A 16311-nucleotide genomic window follows, 5' to 3' on the forward strand; every position below is an offset into this window, starting at 1 on the left:
GATGTACCTGATCTCCAGCGCATGGTGCAGCGCAAGCTCTTGCGCTGCATGTTGCAGTTGTAGTGGTACGAACGGATGCTCAAGGTCATGGCTGGCCATAGTCAGCTGAGCGGCCCGCCTGAACGACTCCAGACCATCTTGAGGAGACGGTTGCCTGTGCCCATAAAAATACCATGGGCACTTTGGTGGGTATGCTGACCGAGATTTATCTGGATCGAGTGATGACGCCGAACAGCAAGAAGCTGAGCCCACTGACCGATTCTGGTTCAGCATGGGGTTACTTGGCGGCATGTGATACATGAGTTCCAGCAGTTCGAAATTCGTAAACAATGCCAAGCTGATGATGTCCCGACGCTGGATTGGTATCGAAGTTATTCGAGGGAAACCTCCAAGGAACAGGAGTAAACAATGAGTCAGTCACCGGAGAAAATCGGGGTTGAGCTGCCTGCCATCATTTGGCTGATCAAGCTGGGCTACACCCATTTACCTGGCAAAAAAGTGAAGGTTGAGCATCGTCACTTGGCTCCGGTATTGGACGAAGTGTTGCAGGCCCGATTGCTAATCCTCAACCCATGGCTGGCGAATGCGCCCGGTGGCATCAGTGCGGCGCTGATTGAACTACGTAAACGTGTCAACGATGAGCTGTTGCCCGCCAACAAGGCGTTCTGGGAACAGGTGGTGCACCGTTCGGATATTCAGGTGAAGGACGTCGAAGGTAAGCCGCGCAGCGTACGTTTCTTCGATGCCTGTGATGCCAGCAACAACGATTTCCATGTGGTTGATCAGTACGTGGGGCGCAATGCCGATGGGGAAGTTTTCCGTCCCGACCTATTGCTGTTCGTCAATGGCTTGCCGCTGGCCATTATCGAATGCAAAGCCAGTCATCACCGTCTGGAGGAAGCCCTCGGACAGTTGGATGGTTACCAAAGCACCTTCCCAACCCAGTTTGTATTAAATCAGGTATGCGTTGGGCTCAATCGACGTGAAGGGCTGTATGGTGCGATCCTTACCAAGCCTGCGTATTACGCTCGTTATCGGTTGCAGGCGCAGGAGACTGCTGTTGTTGCTGCCCTACTAGGCGAAGCTCCAAGTGAGCAGGAAAGCTTGCTGTGGGCATTGTTCGAGCCGAGCCGTTTCCTGCAACTGATCACACATTTTGTGCTGTTCGAAACCCGCGACGGCAAGACCGTGAAGAAGCTACCGCGCTATCAGCAATGGCGGGCCGTGCGCAAGACGGTAGATCGTCTATGTGCGCCCAAACCCACGGGCGGCGTCGTCTGGCATACCCAGGGTAGCGGCAAGTCGCTGACTATGGCCCTGCTTGCGCGCATGCTGCGTGCCGATAGCACTGGTTTGAACAACCCAACCGTGTTGGTACTGACAGACCGCAAAGACCTCGATAAGCAGATATTCGATACCTTCCATGCGGTGGGCATCAATGCCATTCAGGCCGTGTCGGTTGATGGCTTGCTGAAGATGTTGTCGAACGACTACGGTAGTGTGTTCACCAGCACGGTGCAGAAGTTCCAGGAGAATGAACAACCTGGCGAACAGCCAGCTGTCACTTCTGACGAGGAAGACGATGCTCTGCAAGCAACCCGACACAGGCGGCTTCGCGAAGAGAAGGACTTCTTCATTGTGCATGAGTGCAATGTCCGCCACCGGGAGGTGGATGAGAACGGCGCGCTGGTGAAGGCTAAATGGGAGGAAATTAGCCGGGAGAAGGTGCACTTCCGGGTGTTAAGCACCAAGTCCAATTTCTATGTGCTGGTTGATGAAGCTCATCGTAGCCAGTACGACTTTCTCGCGGCCTTTATGCGCGCCAGTTTGCCCAACGCCAAATTCATCGCTTTTACCGGCACGCCCCTGTTGCAAGAGGACAAACACACACTGGGTGAGTTTGGTGGTGGTGAGTACATCGACGAATACCGTCTGCATGAAGCGGTGGCGGATGGCGCAACCCTGCCCATCAAATACCAGGATGCCTGGGTGGCGTTGTCGGCCAACGCTGAGCTGGATGCCGCGTTCAAAGAGCAGTTCGCGAAGCAGACAGAAATCCGCCAGCACGAGCTTAAGCGTGAATTGCTGCGCCGCTGGCGTCAGGCCGGTAACCGTATGGAACAGGTCGCCGAACATCTGGTCGAGCACTTCCTCAGTAACGTAAAGGCCAAAGGCTTGAAGGCCATGCTAGTGTGTGACGGTCGCGATATGGCAGTGGGTTACAAGGATCTGCTCGATGCTCTGATGGTCGAACGGGCACACAAAGGGCTGCCGACCTTTGACAGCCAGGTGGTTATTTCCCTGGCCAGCATCACCGCTTCCCGAACCGGGGCGTCTGCTATGGAAGAGGCATCAGAGTACGAGGTCGACCTCGACAAGATCCAAAGCATCGAGGAGCGGGTCAAGGCCGAAGTGAAAGCCGGAAAGAACCCCGTGGCCATGCCCTCCGAGCAGATTGGCAACTTTGTCAGCAAGCTGTTCCCCCTGCTTTATGGAGAGGAAAGTAGTGGGTTGGATGGTAAGCCGCAGGCGAACAACGTCGGGCTGATCATCGTTTCCGATATGCTCCTGACTGGGTGGGATGCCCCGATTGTCGGCACCATGTACCTCGACAAACCGCTCAAGGAACACACCCTGTTGCAGGCTATCGCACGGGTGAACCGCACCCTGCCCGGCAAGAATGCCGGTTACATCGTGGATTACCACGGGGTGGTCGAGCACCTCGACCATGCCCTGAAAATTTACGGCGGCGAAGTAAAGCCTTCACAGGTCTGGGAAGGTGTCGAAACCGAACTGCCCAAACTGCAAGCCACGCTCGACCGCATACTTAAGCTGCTGCCGAAAAAACATGATCCGGTTGCGCAGCGTGAGGGGTACAAGACTGACGCCGAGCGTTTCCTGGATCCTGCCACCAAACTGGACATGGTCGAAGAATTCCTGGACTTGGTGAAGCAGTTCAACCGCTCTGTGGACATCATCCTGCCGGATGTGCGCGGCGTACCCTTCAAGCCCTACTTCACCCTGTTAGGTGAAATACGGCTGATGCTGCGGGACAAGCTGCCAGGTAATACCTACAAGGAGCGCATCACCAAGCTGGAGTCTGTACTGCTTCAGCAGCTGCTGGATGAGTACATTGCTGCGAGTCCGGCCAAGAGCCTGTTGGGCCATGAGGTGTCGATTCTGGATGCCAGCGACATGGCGCGCCTGAAGCAGCTGGCCAGCCCTGGTAGCCGAGCCCTGGTGATGAAGAACCAGCTGAAACATACCATTGTCACCGGCAAGGACAAAGACCCTGCATTCTTCGACAAGCTGGCTGAGGAGTTGGAAAAGCTGCTGGAAGAAGAAAAGGCGGGTCGGATCACCCAGGCTAAATTTCTGGAGCAACTGGAGCTGTTCAGTCAGCGTATTCAAAACAAGGACAACACCGGATTTATCAAACCCGCACATTCAGCGGTTTACCACTACCTAGCCGCGCTACTGGCCGAGGACACGGCCAGGGTGGCAACGACCAAACTGTTCGAGGATGGAGAGCTGAGCCGGACGGTCGCCACCGACAACTGGAAAAAAATGCCGGATCTACACCCGGACATTAGAGACCATCTGCGCGGGTTGTTGATGCCGCTGGCAGGCTGGGAACGTTCGGTGGCGCGTGATCACGCCAAGCGAATCTTGGATATCTTGCTGAAAAACTAACGCGACGCTGACCAATGCCAGTATTGAATTACGGTCAAACGACTATCGAGTGGCATTTCCAACTCGATAGCAGCCTCAAGCGGCACTATGTAACCGTAGAGCGGGGGCGTTCCGTTCTGTTGCGTGGGCCGCAGGTGGATGAACTTGAGCAAGAAGCGTTGGTGCTCCGTCGTGCGCGCTGGATTCGCGAAAAACTGGCTCAGGTGAATTTGCCCCTGGCTAGTGAGCCCCTTGTGACGGGCAGCCGTCTGCGCTATGGCGGGCGTACTTACTTCACCGAGGTAAGGCATGTGCCGGATATCCTCAAGCCCCGACTAGCCTTCACAGCATCGCGTTTCATTGTTGAAAACCCAGATGGGACGAGCATCCAGCCCGACGAGCTGATGCCGTTACTGGAGCGGTTCTACCGGGAACGTGCTCATGAGAAGCTGTTGGTACGTGTCCGTCACTGGCAGCGAGAAACGGGTCTTCAAGCCACTGGTGCTCGTATCCGTCACTTCCAAAGCCGCTGGGCCAGCTGCGATGCGAACAACGCTCTGGAGTTTCATCCTCGCGTGATGGAGCTACCAGCCTGTGTGCAGGACTACGTTATCGTCCATGAGCTGTGCCATACAGTGGAAAAGAACCATACCAAGGCATTCTGGGGGCTGGTGGCTAGTCATATGCCAGATTGGCAGAGGCATCATCAGGTGTTGGAGCGGGCGGTGTTTGGGGATGCGGTTTGATCTTCAGAGCGGCCCAAAGACTACTGAAATGCCGATTTTCAGTACAGACAAGGATTTAGGATGCAACCCAATAAAACCACGGTTACCGGCCTATTTAGTACCCCTCATCAGTACCAGATTCCTATTTTTCAACGGGGTTATGTATGGACTTTGGAGAAGCAGGTTGGCCCTCTGTGGACTGACATCCAAGACCGGGCTGATGCTGTACTGGAGCAACAATCGCTGACATCAACTGGCACCACGGCGGCACTGAGGCCATTACAGAAGCACTTTCTAGGGTCGATTGTGATGACACCGGTGCCGAACAGTTTCGGCAGAGCGCCAGCCTTCGAGGTGATTGATGGCCAGCAGCGTTCCACCACCTTACAACTCCTGCTACTGGCCTTTCGCCAGGCAGCATGTGAACTGATAGAAAGCCCCATTCCACAAATGCTCGATGGCTTGGTACGTAATCCAGGCCCATACCAGATGACAGAAGATCATTACAAGGTCTGGCCAACCCAAGCTGGACAAGACGAGATGCGCCGTCTGAGTGATACCACCACTTCCATTCAGGACGTCGGAGCGGCATACCCGGTACGTAATGGACGCACTCGAATTGAGCGGCCCTTGATGGTGCAGACCTACTTATACCTCTACCACGCTTGTCTTGCCTACATGCGGGGAATTGACCTCACAGATGTTGTCGACCCTGCTACCGAGCCCACGTTCGGCGATACACTGATCGCGGATATACGTCGCAGTAATGAAGTTTCGCCTTTGCAAGCCCACACGCCGCTAGGGCCGGAGCGCGCTCAGGCACTTTATATGGCATTAGCCGATCATGTGCAGATCATGACCCTGACGCTGGAAGTGGAGGATGACCCTCAGGTCATCTTCGAAACACTCAATGCGCGTGGTGAACCACTGCTGGCGTCTGACCTGGTACGTAATTTCGTTTTTCTTGAAGCTGCCCGCCAGGGGAAGCCTGTACCGCAACTATATGAACGGTACTGGAGCCCTTTTGATCTTGTTGCGACCACCGGCAAGGGCGTTTCGGCAAATGCCTACTGGCGAGAAAAGGAGCGTCAGGGCCGCTTGACCTATCCGCGCATTGATTTGTTCTTCTACAACTTCGCTACCTTGCGTAGCCAGGAAATTACCCTCGCCAGTCATGTATTTCAGTCATACAAAGCATGGTGGCAAAAGCAGCCACGCGATCTTGAAGTAGAGCTGGCGCGACTTGTTGCGTCCAGCCATCACTTTCAGGAGTTGGTATCACCGGAGGGCACTGGGTACTTAGCTGAGTTTGCACGCTTGGTTAAATCACTGGACGTGGGTACGGTCACCCCGGTTTACCTCGCACTGCGTGAGCAACTGGGAACCGACAGCGTTGAGCTGAAACAGGCCCTCGGCGACTTGGCCTCCTATCTGACGCGACGCGCGGTATGTGGATTGACCACCAAGGGCTACAACCGCTTTTTCATGCGTGTGCTGCAAGCGGTGACGGGGGGTGTCGAGGCCCCTCATACAGCCCTGCGCAAAATACTTTTAGCGGCGACGGCCCCGAGCGAGGTCTGGCCGGATGACACCCTGTTTAGCGACAAGTGGTGTCATCGTCCGGTTTACAAGGAACTTCGGCCCGTTAAAACGTGCGGCGTCCTGCGGGCGCTGGAATACGCTGCTCGTGGCACTCAGCAAGGCAGTAATCATGTGCCAGTCCAGTCTGACTTGACTGTCGAACATGTGATGCCGCAGAGCTGGGAAAAGTTACCTATATACCAAATAGCAGAGATGACCGAGCCACAGCGTCAGCTTAGAGAGGCAGTAGTTCATGGTTTTGGGAACCTGACGTTGCTTACCCAGCCGCTGAACAGCTCAATCAGCAATGGCCCCTTTGCCGACACTCATAATGCTGGCTGTGAGCCGGTTCTGGGTAAACGATCTCGACTGGGTCAAAGCGCCCTGCTGCTGAATACCTATTTTCATCAGACAGCGCTCGTAGCTTGGGATGACGATGCCGTTGCCAGGCGTTCTGAGTCCCTACTGAAAGCAGCATTACTTGTGTGGCCGAAACCTGTAGACGGCTGTGCCGCCCCCGTTTCGGTAGCATCGGCGATCTCAGGGAACTGACTATGACTTTCTCGCTGGTACGTGAAACCAGAACCTAGGTTGCTGGTATAGCGCAGGGGACGATGCTGGTAACCGCCATTGGTTAAGTGGTTGCCAGCAGTTGGCCAGGAATGGGCTCTGATTGACCATAATCGCCAATTACGCGCAGCTCAAATCGTAGGGAGGTTAGGAATGTCCCTGACGTTCCTGAGCCTTGCGAAAGGCTAAGGCCATGGTCGTGGTCGCTGCAGCCTGCTCAGTCGGTTTCTTCGGCTCACGCTGGACGTTGGGCCGGCGTGGACTGGATGTCTTAATCAACGAGGTAGTTCGCTTATCTGCAGGGATGGGTTTCGCCGACTCAGCCGGTGTACTTCGCCCATCTCTCGCTTGAGCAAGCAGGCTGTACACGTCGAGGGTGACTGGCGAGCCCTGCGGGAGCAGAATCGACAGCAGAAAGTGACCGTCGCTTAAGGCTTTAATCTGCGCCAGGTTGTGCTCGGACAGCACCTGATGGTGTTGATGGTGTGCCACGATCCGCCGCAGGTAGAGGGAAAGGTGCTGTCCCTGACGAGTTCCGGTCAACTTGAGGTAGCTTTTGTCGATGCCTGTGACCGCTTCAATAATGAACGGTTGCCAGCCGGCGCGCTGCCAAGCATAGGTGGTTGGCTCACCTGTGGCAGGAGCTTTACCTGGTCGGCTGCTAGTGTCGGTGCAGGGATGTTTAGGCCAAGGCGGGCCCAGCTCGTCGAAGAAAACTCGGCCACCCCTAGCCGATTGATAAAAGAATACCGCCGCCCCGCACACTGGGCAGCTGGCGTTGGGATTGACGTAGCTGTGGTAGGTATTGGTAAGTGAAATGAACCAGCCGCAGGGGCCCGATGGCTCGCTAGAGGTATTGATGGATCGCCCCGTATGTCCATCACCGCCCCAACCACAACTGCAGTTTTTAGGATGATTCCAGGCATTACACATCAGCACCTCCTTGTGGTCGCGAACGGCGGTATTTTCTTGATCAAGCTCAGCTTTTCAATCGGCTCCTATCCAGGGGCCGTAGGCTGCTTGAGTAGCACTCGACTGTACTGGTGGAATCCTAGTAATCGACGACCGGTGTGTCGCCGAGGGCTGGCAATGCTACGGTGATTGAAATCGCACGGAGGGTCTCAGTATGGGCTGGTTCAGAAAACCTCGGCAAATGACCTACTGGGAGGGCCGTGAACAGGCGTTCATTGATGCCGCGAACAAACTTAAAACCTTGCACGTTACGCCGGAAGGCGCGATGTACATCGATCCAGAAGAGCTTCGCGAGCAAATCATTGCTTCTCGAGAACAACTAAAGCAATTCGTCGTTAAGTAGAAGGATAAGGAAGCGGCGCGCCAGTCGGTTTTCCGCCCTCCGAATTTTAGCGCCGCCAGCGGGCAGGCTGGTATTTACTAAGTGGTGCTCCTGGATTTTTCGTAGGGTTAAATTTGTACGGCATCAGGTACGTCGTAAATATTACTCGTGACTTCACTCATCAGACGGTGATCCAACAGGACTTGTAGAATTGTAGGTGCTGTTAAGTTGCAGACAACAATCTTGCCGTTGACTTGATCAAAATTCATTCCCCAGTTCCTAAGCGTATTAACCTGTTTTAAACTGTTTATAAAGCCAGGATTGGAATAAAGAGATTTTTGCTCAATCGTGGCCATGCGTCGTAATTGCGTGGAGTTAGTCCCGATGTACTCTACAAGGGGGGTGATGTCAGAAAATAAATTTGAGAAATCAGCGTTAGTTTGCAACACCGTGAAGGCTTGTTTGTAAGCTTCTTTGTACTGCATTAATGATTCGAATGCGCGCTTAGAGGTGATAAGCAAAGTGTCCGCTGAGCAGTAAAAGTCAAAGTTTTTTTCTATAGTGAAACCATTGTCCTCAGCTGCTGAGAGCTCACCATTACTGAAAATCATATTGATAAACTTTTTGGGGTATGACGTTTTCCATGAAGCGGTCGAGCGCTTTACAGCATAGATCGTCTGCCCATTATGAGAAAACTTGACTACGTAACCTTGAGCACCCTTTAGTTCGTCGACTGAGGTTACCGCGCACTCAGGCTCGGGGCGATCTACCTGCGATTTTAGTAGCAAAAAATTGGTTGCGAGGGCTGGGGCAGTTAAACAACTATTTTCATTAGTTTGAGCAAGGTAAGAGTATTGTGCGAACTCGGTCGTACGATTTGCTTCTCGGATAAGCACATTTTTAAGAAGGAGATTTACTTTGTCATCTGTTTGAACGTAAGCAGTGTTGAATTTTCGATCTGTTGTGCTTTTCTTAAATATCCATAGGTGGACGGTAGAATCGGTATAGTTAAAGTTTTTAAAACTGTCAAAGTGCGCTTTCATGGCTACTCCTTGCAGATATAGAAATCTTGGATAGTTTGTGCTTTATAATGCCCTGGCGGGAAAGAATCTTTTTTCAAGATTTTCACCACTCGCGTCACACCATTGATTTTGATATTGGCCTCGTAGAGATTCCAACCGAAAATCAGCAGGAGAGGATTCATGATTATTTGTCCAGATTTATAGGTGATAGCAAACATCCACAAAAGAAATATGAGAAACCCTAAAAGCTTTTCTGGCTCTGAATAGCTAATGCCCATAAACGAAACGACATAAGGAAATGTATAGTTGATAATTTCATTGGGCACTGCTTTAACGGAAACTACTTCAATGCAGTGGGGGAAGCTAATTCGTTTGAATAGCTCACTTGCTAAAGCGGCAGAGCTTATTGTTAATGTAATGAATGCTATTGCTAGTATCGGATTTTTAAATGGGTTGATCGCACAGGTCAATGCCACAAGTTCTCTAGGCGCGCAAAAAGAGCGAGACCACCAGTCGAATGGAATATTTTGGATCGCGAGAATTATCGCCAGTGGCGTATAAGAGCCGATAAATATTAGGAATGCAGAGATCAGTCTAAATTGCAAAATAACACCTCCCAGTTAAGGTGCTTAGTGCTTCTTCAAAATTACTTTGAGCTTTTCCTTGCTCCACCATTAGTGATTTCCCTTTAGCGAATGGCTAAAAGCTATCACGGCCTGCTTCCATACGCCCGCAATTTGTGACAGAAGGCAGGCAGTTGCCCATACCATTTGGTGGAAGTCAGGACGGCTGCAAAATATCGTCGCCGTTTCAGTCTGCCTGTGGTGCCCATCGGTAATCGCGCTGACCGAACAATTAGGCTTTTTTGGAGGTTTCATTGCTGACGGGACGGAATGAGCCACTTGCGCGTCGTTTACTTGGCAGGCTAAAACCCTCCCAGCCTAATGGGTCTGACCATCCGAAAAGCTCCCGCTCAACCGTTTTTCCTAGATTATGGAATGGCTCAATCAGCGATGCTTCTTCGTTGAGGGTGCCCAAGAAAAGCCATTTTCTAAAAGAATTCATACTATGCGCATAAAAAGCGAGTTCGTGAACAAGGGACGAGCCATGAGGAAATACGTACCATACTTTTTCAAAATACGTTCGAGCCAAGCTAGCCAACTTGAGCAAGTCTGCGGCAGCTCTCTCCTCTTTTCGCGAAGTGTCTCCCACCCTTATAAATATGGCTGCCTTGGGGTGCCCATCCACTTGGATCATGAAGAACTGATTGAATAAATCAGAATGAACGACCTTTATCATTTCTCCTTCGGAATAACCGAAAAAGTCTGGCCCCGATATCTCCAGCAACTCGCCGCACCGACGTTCGTGCTCGGCGACTCGGGAGCGAGCGCGGGCGCGACTGGTGGTGGTGGGCGTGCCCACGCTTTTCGCATGACCTTCTGTAATATTGCGAAGGTCGAGCAAAGTCTGTTGGTTAGCGAGCGTGCTTTGCACAAGTGACAAAGCTACTTCACTGTTGAGCTGGTGTAGTCGTTCAAGCTGTTCAATGTGAGCGTAACCGCAGCCCACCTGTTCAGAGGAACATGGCCCTGCAATACGATCCAGGAAATTGCCGGCTTTCAGCATCCGCGAAACGACCTTGGCGTCGTACCCCTGCTCGTCTGCGAGTTTTCGGATCAGCAGGTTGATGCTGTCGTTTCCCTGGTAGGCATCCAATTGCGCCTGCACATTTTTGTATAGCGTGTACCAGTGTTGGCGAGCCTGCCTACCCATTTCAATCCCCAAGCTAACCGTGTAGTCCAGATGTGTCCTTTGAGTACACATCACCAAATCTTGACAGTCTATCGACCTCGGGCTATACCTAACAGCTCAATTATTTGGTGAAGTGTACCAATGAAGTCTGACAGTAAAAGCCATGCTTTCAGCCGAGACGTTGCAAAACGAGTCAGGCGTTCGCGCAGGGCATATGTCATGTGCTCGGCAAAAAATGGCAATGTCGAAATCCGAGTGGAGTCTCGGCTTGAGCAGTCCGTTGCTCAGGTGTTCGAGCTGGATCCCCGAGTTCGCTCCTACCGGGCACAACCGTTCACTCTCGATTTATCAACGGGTGATCTGTTATCAGAGAAGCACCTGATCAAACCTCAGGGCACGATGTATTACACGCCTGATTTTTCTGTCCTCTTGGACGAGCTACAGGTTGTCGTGGAAGTAAAACCTCGTCTTTTTGTGGAGGAGCAAACTGAGTTCCTGAGGTTGGTGAGAAGTGCCCTGCTGAGTAAAGGCATGCGCTTCATCGTTATTTCTGAAGATGACTTTAAGGGTCACTACCTCAGAAATGTTCAGCTGTTCATACCCTATTTAACACAAGCATCGGCTGCTCTCTCGCAGTGGGCCGCTCCTTTGCAAACACTTACTCCCGACCGCCTCAAAGGCCCTGTCCGCCAAATCCTGGATACAGGCTTACCGGCGAACTACCAGCTCGCAGCGGGGGTGCTACTCGGGGTTGTCAAATTTGACCTTGAGATACACCAGTTCGAGCTGATGGATTTTGAAATTGCGCCTGCATTTGGCTCGTTGGAAGCCTTTGAGGTGATTCGTTATGAACTCTAATTTAGAGGCAGGGCAAGCTGTCGTATGGCAAGACACCTGCTACGTTATCAAGGCCATCAAGCCACTGTTGGGGGACATCGTTCTCGAGGCGAAGGGTGGTGTTGAGCGCGCTGTCGATATTCGAGCCTTTTATAATCAGGTCGCCTCTGGTGACATTGCATTGCCTGGTCGGAAAGTCGAGGCTACAAAGCGCTCTTGGTCTAAAACCGAGCAAGAGGAAGCCGACTTTCGTCAGAAACTGATCGAGCTCCTGGTATCACTTGATGCCCAATCTCTGGATGATCAAGCCTGCAATGAGCGTGTGGATGCATTTTGTTTACTCCACCAACACAAAAGGCCTTCGAACAAAAGCATCCAGAATTACCGGCGCAAATTCAAATGTCATGGGTTCGAAGGACTTATTCCAAATTTCAGTCGCAGGGGCGGTTCCGGGTGGGCGAAAAAATCCGGAGCAAAGGAGGTCGCAGAACGTGTCCTGATTCAGACGTTCATGAAAGACGATAAGGTGAATCTGTCGTCCGTGACGACGATGATCAATCAAGAGTTGAAAGACCTCTGCCAAGAATCAGGGGCTGAAGAACAGATTGATCGAAAGACGATCAGTCGTCTTCTCCAGAAATTGCCCAGCTCTTTGGTGAAAGAGGGGCGCCTTGATCCTCGCACGTTCAATCTTTGGAATCGTCAGGCTGTCCGGCGTTATGACGTGAAGCAGCCCTTTGAGCGTGTTGAAATCGACGCTAAAACATTGGATGTGTATTGCCGCGACGAATTCGGTAACCGCTATACCGAGCTGACCATGTACGCCATGGTTTGTGCACACGCTTCATACCCTGTCGCCGTGTATGTTAGCGGCGGTAAGCCAAGCGAATACACCTTGTTGAAAGTGTTCGAGTTCTTTCTGGCGCCGAAAGACCAGGCGTTCAAAGACCGTTTCGGCATCGTAACGGACTGGGTGCAGCCTTGCGGCATTTCCACAGTGGTTCTCGACAATGCGTCAGAGAATTTCTCCGACCTATCTTTGGGCATCGTACGGCGCTTGGGGATTCAGATCGAGTACGCACGGATCGCCCGAGGCGACGACAAGCCGCACGTGGAGTCATTCTTCAAGGCAGCCGACGACGGTGTTTTCACCAAAATGCCGGGTGCTAAGCAGAGCCAGGACAAACGAATCAAAAAACGTCATGCCAAGGCCGAGGCTGAGGCCTGTTACTCAATCGAAGAGATCTACCGGCACATCGTGACATTCGTTGCCGACGTCTACATCCACCGTCCAAATCAGAAGCTTGGCTTTCGATATGGCAAGCCCATGACCCCCAAAATGGCGATGGATGAGGCCTTGTCTAATTTCCTGCCAGTGCCGCCACCCTCCCTCGATCAACTGAAGAAGTTGCTTCTTGAGGTGAACAGGGATACTCGCCAGCTTCAACACTACGGCGTCGACTTTGAAGGCTTTCAATTCCATAGCCAAGCTATGGCCGCATTGGCGCGCGAGCGTGCCATCAGCACTATCGACATCTTGTACAACCCCGAAGATTGCACCACGATCTTTGCTGTGCATCCTGACGATGGCAGCCTGATCCGACTTCACAATAAAACCGTCGGTATCCCAGAGGTGTCATTCGTGGTGGCCAAGATGTTGAAGAAGGCTTATTCGGGTGGCAACGCTGAGATGAATGGACACGACTATCAGCGCGTGTATGCCCGAATGCTCGCCCAGTTCACGGCTGACAGCCAGCGGCGTCCAAAAATCAAGGCTAACAACAAGGCATTGCGTGAGCGCGAAAAAGTCTCGGAGAAGGCCGAAATAGCAGGCCAGCTCGAAAAGTACACCTCCCAACCACTAGATGCTTTCGTATCGCCAAAGGCGGACGACTCCAGTGAGGATGATTTTGAACCCGCGCCGCGCAGGGCACAACCATGAACCAAGTGATGAACCCTTTAGTCTGTCATCACCGTTTTAACGTCGTACAGACTGAAATTGAATGCGCCTTGGCGCGCACGGAGAGCGGTGATCCACAGATCCTGCCCATCGTCGGGCCCACCCGCGTCGGCAAGTCGAAGTTGTTGGCAAGTATCATCGCTAGCCATACAACCAATGAACCTTTGGGACACCGCAAAATTATCTATGTGGTAAGTCCCAAACATCTCACCGGGCGGGCTTTGCCGGATGCCTGTTTGGTCAGCATCGGCATGAGTACCGCGCTGTTCAGGAACCATGTGTTGGCGACCGATGCCTTCATCAAAGCGGTCAACAAGCAGTCGACGCGGCTGCTCATTTTCGACGAGACGCAACACATGCTGGAGCGCAGTGGACGCACGACAGTGCGTGCGGCTGCTGACTTCATCAAGCTGATTTTTGATCAGACGCGAGCCAGCATCGTGCTGGCGGGACTACCGACCCTGCTCGGGCTGTTCAAGGAAAATGAACAATTGGCTGATCGAGCCCTGAGCCCCATCGAATACTACCCATATCAATGGCAGGGCACAGATTACAAGCATTTCCGCAGCGCGCTGGGCAGCGCACTGGAGCACCTGTCTGAGAATGGCTGGGACACGTTTGCGTTTAATGATGCGGAGTTTGCTCGCCGCATGTACTTGGCCTCTGCAGGTCGGTATGGGCTGATCCACAAGCTTTTCGGCGAGGTGCAACTGGTTGGGCAAGCCGACAAGGTAGCAGGCTATGAAGCGTTTACTTTGGCCTATCAACGCGCCGTGATGGGTCGGCTGATCGACTTCAATCCCTTCGACATTCAGCAGCCTGTATTGGTTGAACACATGGCCTTGGTTTATGCGAAGGTCATGCAAGAAGCCGGCGTGCGCATCTAAGGGGAAAAAACCATGCTGGCGTTCATACCAAACGATGACATATCTGACGAAAGCCTCAACGGCTATCTGTTGAGACTGACAGAGGAGAACTTTCTTGGGTCTACCCATGCCCTTTTGCGACCGCCCGGTGTCCGGCTAAAAAGCCGTTACACCGATGGGGAGCGGTCTGCCATAGCGCAGTACCATGGGCTAGATGCGCAACGGCTTGATCGTTTGGCAGCGTTTCCTGCTGTAGAAGGATCGATGGCTGCTGGGTTATTCCTGAGAAAGCTTGTCCCCGTCTGTCCGGAGTGCCTGCAGCTATCAGGTCATATCCGCCAGGCGTGGCATCATCAGCTATTTACGGCCTGTCCGCTGCATCAGGTACTGCTCATCGCCGAGTGCCCGGAATGTGAATCGTCGTTGGAATTAAATCGGGGGGCCGTGTCTCAATGCGGTTGCGGATGCGATCTGTCACTAGCGACCGCGCTGCCAGCCGATGCCGCCAACCTCCTGATTTCATCGATCCTCCTGCGCACCGGTGAGAATCAGCAGGTGCTTTCAGGTTTGAACCATGCGCCGGGTGTCCCGCAGGACATCGACAAATTCCTGCTGTTTCTCGCCAATCTGACCTTGAAGGTGCCACACAGGAAAAATGTGGCCATTGATTTTAAACGTGCCGTTGAGATCAATCAGGCTTGTTATGTGATGGCTCAGGATTTATTGACTGGATTTCGGACATTTGTGCTAGCAAAGGTACAGGCCGCGAACCAGGCAGACTCCAGGCAATTCATTCGTCATTTGGGGGCTTGGTACAGAGAGCTGAACGCCTCGTTCAACTCCGCAGCTTACGCACCCTTACGGGCCATCGTTACCGATATCATCCTCGGCCATGCCCATACTCCGATCAACCGAAAAATGAAGTATATCGGTGCAGAGCTATTGGGCTTAAAGGCTACGTTTACCGCTAATGAAGCTGCCCGTTTGCTTGGTTCTTCGCCCGACCGAATCATGTCGTACGTGAAGACTGGCCAGTTGCCTGGGAAGGTCATACAGGGGGCGTTGGTCGACTTCTGCCTAATCGACCGCGCAGCAGTTGAGGCGCTCCAGCAGGCTGCAGAAGGTCTCGTCACCAGCAAAGATTTGCTCCGTATCCTCAACATCACTCGTCGGGTGCGCGCGCGCCTACTGGAATCGGGAACCTTAAATCGAGTGCCGGAAAGCGACAGACCCCTGTTCGCTAAAGGGGAATTTCTAAAGAAGGATGTCCAACGCCTGATCGACGTGCTCGCCGAAGCGCCGGTGCCTGTGGTTTGCCACACAACCCTCGGGATTGAAGACATCAGCGCTAAGCGCTTCTCCTACCACCAAGCCTGTGAAGTCTATCGGCTGATTTTCACTGGTCAGATCAAGCCAGTATCAAGAACTCCTGAAGTACAGGGGTTAGCAGCCTTTGGATTCGATCAGGAAGAAATCCTGGGGCATCTGCGACAAGACTCTGCCTTGTTTGAGCTGACCATTACGGATCTCACCAAGATGACTCGCTGGAAGCACGAGAACATCAAAGCCTGGGTGGAACAAGGTCATTTGGGGGCCCGTGTTGAGTCCTTGGGCAGAAGCCGCAGGGTGTTTATTTCGGTAGTGGATCTGCTGATGTTTCTCTCCACGCACATTGTGGTCGCAGAAGTTGCCGAGCGCTTGGGCAGTAAGTCAGTACACCTAACCAACTCTTTGGCAAGTAAAGGCGCCATGGTAAGAGGCGGCCACGTGACGTCTGAAGGTACTCAGCGCGGTGCCTTGATATCAACAGATGCCCTGATCAAATTAGCGTTGGGGCGTGCTGCTGGCGAAAGTCCTCGAAAAGCTAGCGACGCGAGTATGGGGGCGACAACTCGGTGTTTGACTATGGCGGATCTCGCGGACGGGTTGTTCGAGGCGGAGAATCGGCCCGGCTAAGGTAGTCGTGCTATCAGATCGAGTGCTTAACGTATGCGCCGGGCAAGGCGTCGACGATGCACATGCTCAGCGGAGG

12 protein-coding genes are annotated in these 16311 nt (G+C 52.8%); 8 read left to right on the plus strand and 4 right to left on the minus strand.

Features of this window, described 5'->3' with window-relative positions:
* Positions 1 to 408: 408 nt before the first annotated feature.
* Genes MOQ67_RS01110 through MOQ67_RS01120 form a run of 3 tightly spaced genes read left to right on the plus strand, consistent with a single transcriptional unit; the run spans position 409 to position 6530 of the window.
* The gene (locus tag MOQ67_RS01110; RefSeq protein WP_448675781.1) at positions 409 to 3693 is read left to right on the plus strand and encodes a type I restriction endonuclease subunit R; all 3285 of its coding nucleotides are present in this window, start codon (positions 409 to 411) and stop codon (positions 3691 to 3693) included.
* Positions 3694 to 3707: 14 nt separating this feature from the next.
* On the plus strand, positions 3708 to 4418 hold the full coding sequence (locus MOQ67_RS01115) for a YgjP family zinc-dependent metalloprotease (RefSeq protein ID WP_448675782.1): 711 nt from the start codon (positions 3708 to 3710) through the stop codon (positions 4416 to 4418).
* 60 nt (positions 4419 to 4478) lie between these two features.
* Positions 4479 to 6530, plus strand: a complete 2052-nt coding sequence (locus MOQ67_RS01120; protein WP_448675783.1) for a DUF262 domain-containing protein — start codon at positions 4479 to 4481, stop codon at positions 6528 to 6530.
* A 165-nt stretch (positions 6531 to 6695) separates the two neighbouring features.
* On the opposite strand, the gene MOQ67_RS01125 is transcribed toward MOQ67_RS01120, so the two are convergent.
* On the minus strand, positions 6696 to 7481 hold the full coding sequence (locus MOQ67_RS01125) for a hypothetical protein (protein WP_448675784.1): 786 nt from the start codon (positions 7479 to 7481) through the stop codon (positions 6696 to 6698).
* Between the two features lie 193 nt (positions 7482 to 7674).
* Between MOQ67_RS01125 and MOQ67_RS01130 the strand changes: the two genes are divergently transcribed.
* Positions 7675 to 7863: a hypothetical protein gene (locus MOQ67_RS01130; RefSeq protein WP_448675785.1), complete on the plus strand. Its 189-nt coding sequence runs from the start codon at positions 7675 to 7677 to the stop codon at positions 7861 to 7863.
* Between the two features lie 107 nt (positions 7864 to 7970).
* Here MOQ67_RS01130 and MOQ67_RS01135 read toward each other — a convergent pair whose 3' ends face one another.
* From MOQ67_RS01135 to MOQ67_RS01145, 3 genes are all read right to left on the minus strand, one after another.
* Positions 7971 to 8885, minus strand: a complete 915-nt coding sequence (locus MOQ67_RS01135; protein WP_448675786.1) for a DUF4868 domain-containing protein — start codon at positions 8883 to 8885, stop codon at positions 7971 to 7973.
* 2 nt (positions 8886 to 8887) lie between these two features.
* Complete coding sequence (locus MOQ67_RS01140; RefSeq protein ID WP_448675787.1) at positions 8888 to 9469, minus strand: hypothetical protein; 582 nt, start codon at positions 9467 to 9469, stop codon at positions 8888 to 8890.
* Between the two features lie 250 nt (positions 9470 to 9719).
* Positions 9720 to 10637 (minus strand): hypothetical protein, encoded by a 918-nt coding sequence (locus MOQ67_RS01145; RefSeq protein WP_448675788.1) that lies wholly within the window; start codon positions 10635 to 10637, stop codon positions 9720 to 9722.
* A gap of 120 nt (positions 10638 to 10757) precedes the next feature.
* Between MOQ67_RS01145 and MOQ67_RS01150 the strand changes: the two genes are divergently transcribed.
* Genes MOQ67_RS01150 through MOQ67_RS01165 form a run of 4 tightly spaced genes read left to right on the plus strand, consistent with a single transcriptional unit; the run spans position 10758 to position 16235 of the window.
* Positions 10758 to 11474: a Tn7 transposase TnsA N-terminal domain-containing protein gene (locus MOQ67_RS01150; RefSeq protein WP_240321941.1), complete on the plus strand. Its 717-nt coding sequence runs from the start codon at positions 10758 to 10760 to the stop codon at positions 11472 to 11474.
* On the plus strand, positions 11464 to 13395 hold the full coding sequence (locus MOQ67_RS01155; protein WP_448675789.1) for a Mu transposase C-terminal domain-containing protein: 1932 nt from the start codon (positions 11464 to 11466) through the stop codon (positions 13393 to 13395). Before MOQ67_RS01150 ends, MOQ67_RS01155 begins: the two co-directional genes overlap by 11 nt.
* On the plus strand, positions 13392 to 14300 hold the full coding sequence (locus MOQ67_RS01160) for a TniB family NTP-binding protein (RefSeq protein WP_448675790.1): 909 nt from the start codon (positions 13392 to 13394) through the stop codon (positions 14298 to 14300). The genes MOQ67_RS01155 and MOQ67_RS01160 overlap by 4 nt, the downstream gene beginning before the upstream one ends.
* 12 nt (positions 14301 to 14312) lie before the next feature.
* Entirely contained in the window at positions 14313 to 16235 is a 1923-nt protein-coding gene (locus MOQ67_RS01165; protein ID WP_448675791.1) for a TniQ family protein, read from the plus strand.
* Positions 16236 to 16311: the final 76 nt, after the last annotated feature.

This window comes from Pseudomonas sp. LY-1 (assembly GCF_053502595.1).

Coding starts and splice junctions, on each gene's coding strand:
- MOQ67_RS01110 (WP_448675781.1), top strand. CDS start 409: ATGAGTCAGTCACCGGAGAAAATCGGGGTTGAGCTGCCTGCCATCATT.
- MOQ67_RS01115 (WP_448675782.1), top strand. CDS start 3,708: ATGCCAGTATTGAATTACGGTCAAACGACTATCGAGTGGCATTTCCAA.
- MOQ67_RS01120 (WP_448675783.1), top strand. CDS start 4,479: ATGCAACCCAATAAAACCACGGTTACCGGCCTATTTAGTACCCCTCAT.
- MOQ67_RS01125 (WP_448675784.1), bottom strand. CDS start 7,481: ATGTGTAATGCCTGGAATCATCCTAAAAACTGCAGTTGTGGTTGGGGC.
- MOQ67_RS01130 (WP_448675785.1), top strand. CDS start 7,675: ATGGGCTGGTTCAGAAAACCTCGGCAAATGACCTACTGGGAGGGCCGT.
- MOQ67_RS01135 (WP_448675786.1), bottom strand. CDS start 8,885: ATGAAAGCGCACTTTGACAGTTTTAAAAACTTTAACTATACCGATTCT.
- MOQ67_RS01145 (WP_448675788.1), bottom strand. CDS start 10,637: ATGGGTAGGCAGGCTCGCCAACACTGGTACACGCTATACAAAAATGTG.
- MOQ67_RS01150 (WP_240321941.1), top strand. CDS start 10,758: ATGAAGTCTGACAGTAAAAGCCATGCTTTCAGCCGAGACGTTGCAAAA.
- MOQ67_RS01155 (WP_448675789.1), top strand. CDS start 11,464: ATGAACTCTAATTTAGAGGCAGGGCAAGCTGTCGTATGGCAAGACACC.
- MOQ67_RS01160 (WP_448675790.1), top strand. CDS start 13,392: ATGAACCAAGTGATGAACCCTTTAGTCTGTCATCACCGTTTTAACGTC.
- MOQ67_RS01165 (WP_448675791.1), top strand. CDS start 14,313: ATGCTGGCGTTCATACCAAACGATGACATATCTGACGAAAGCCTCAAC.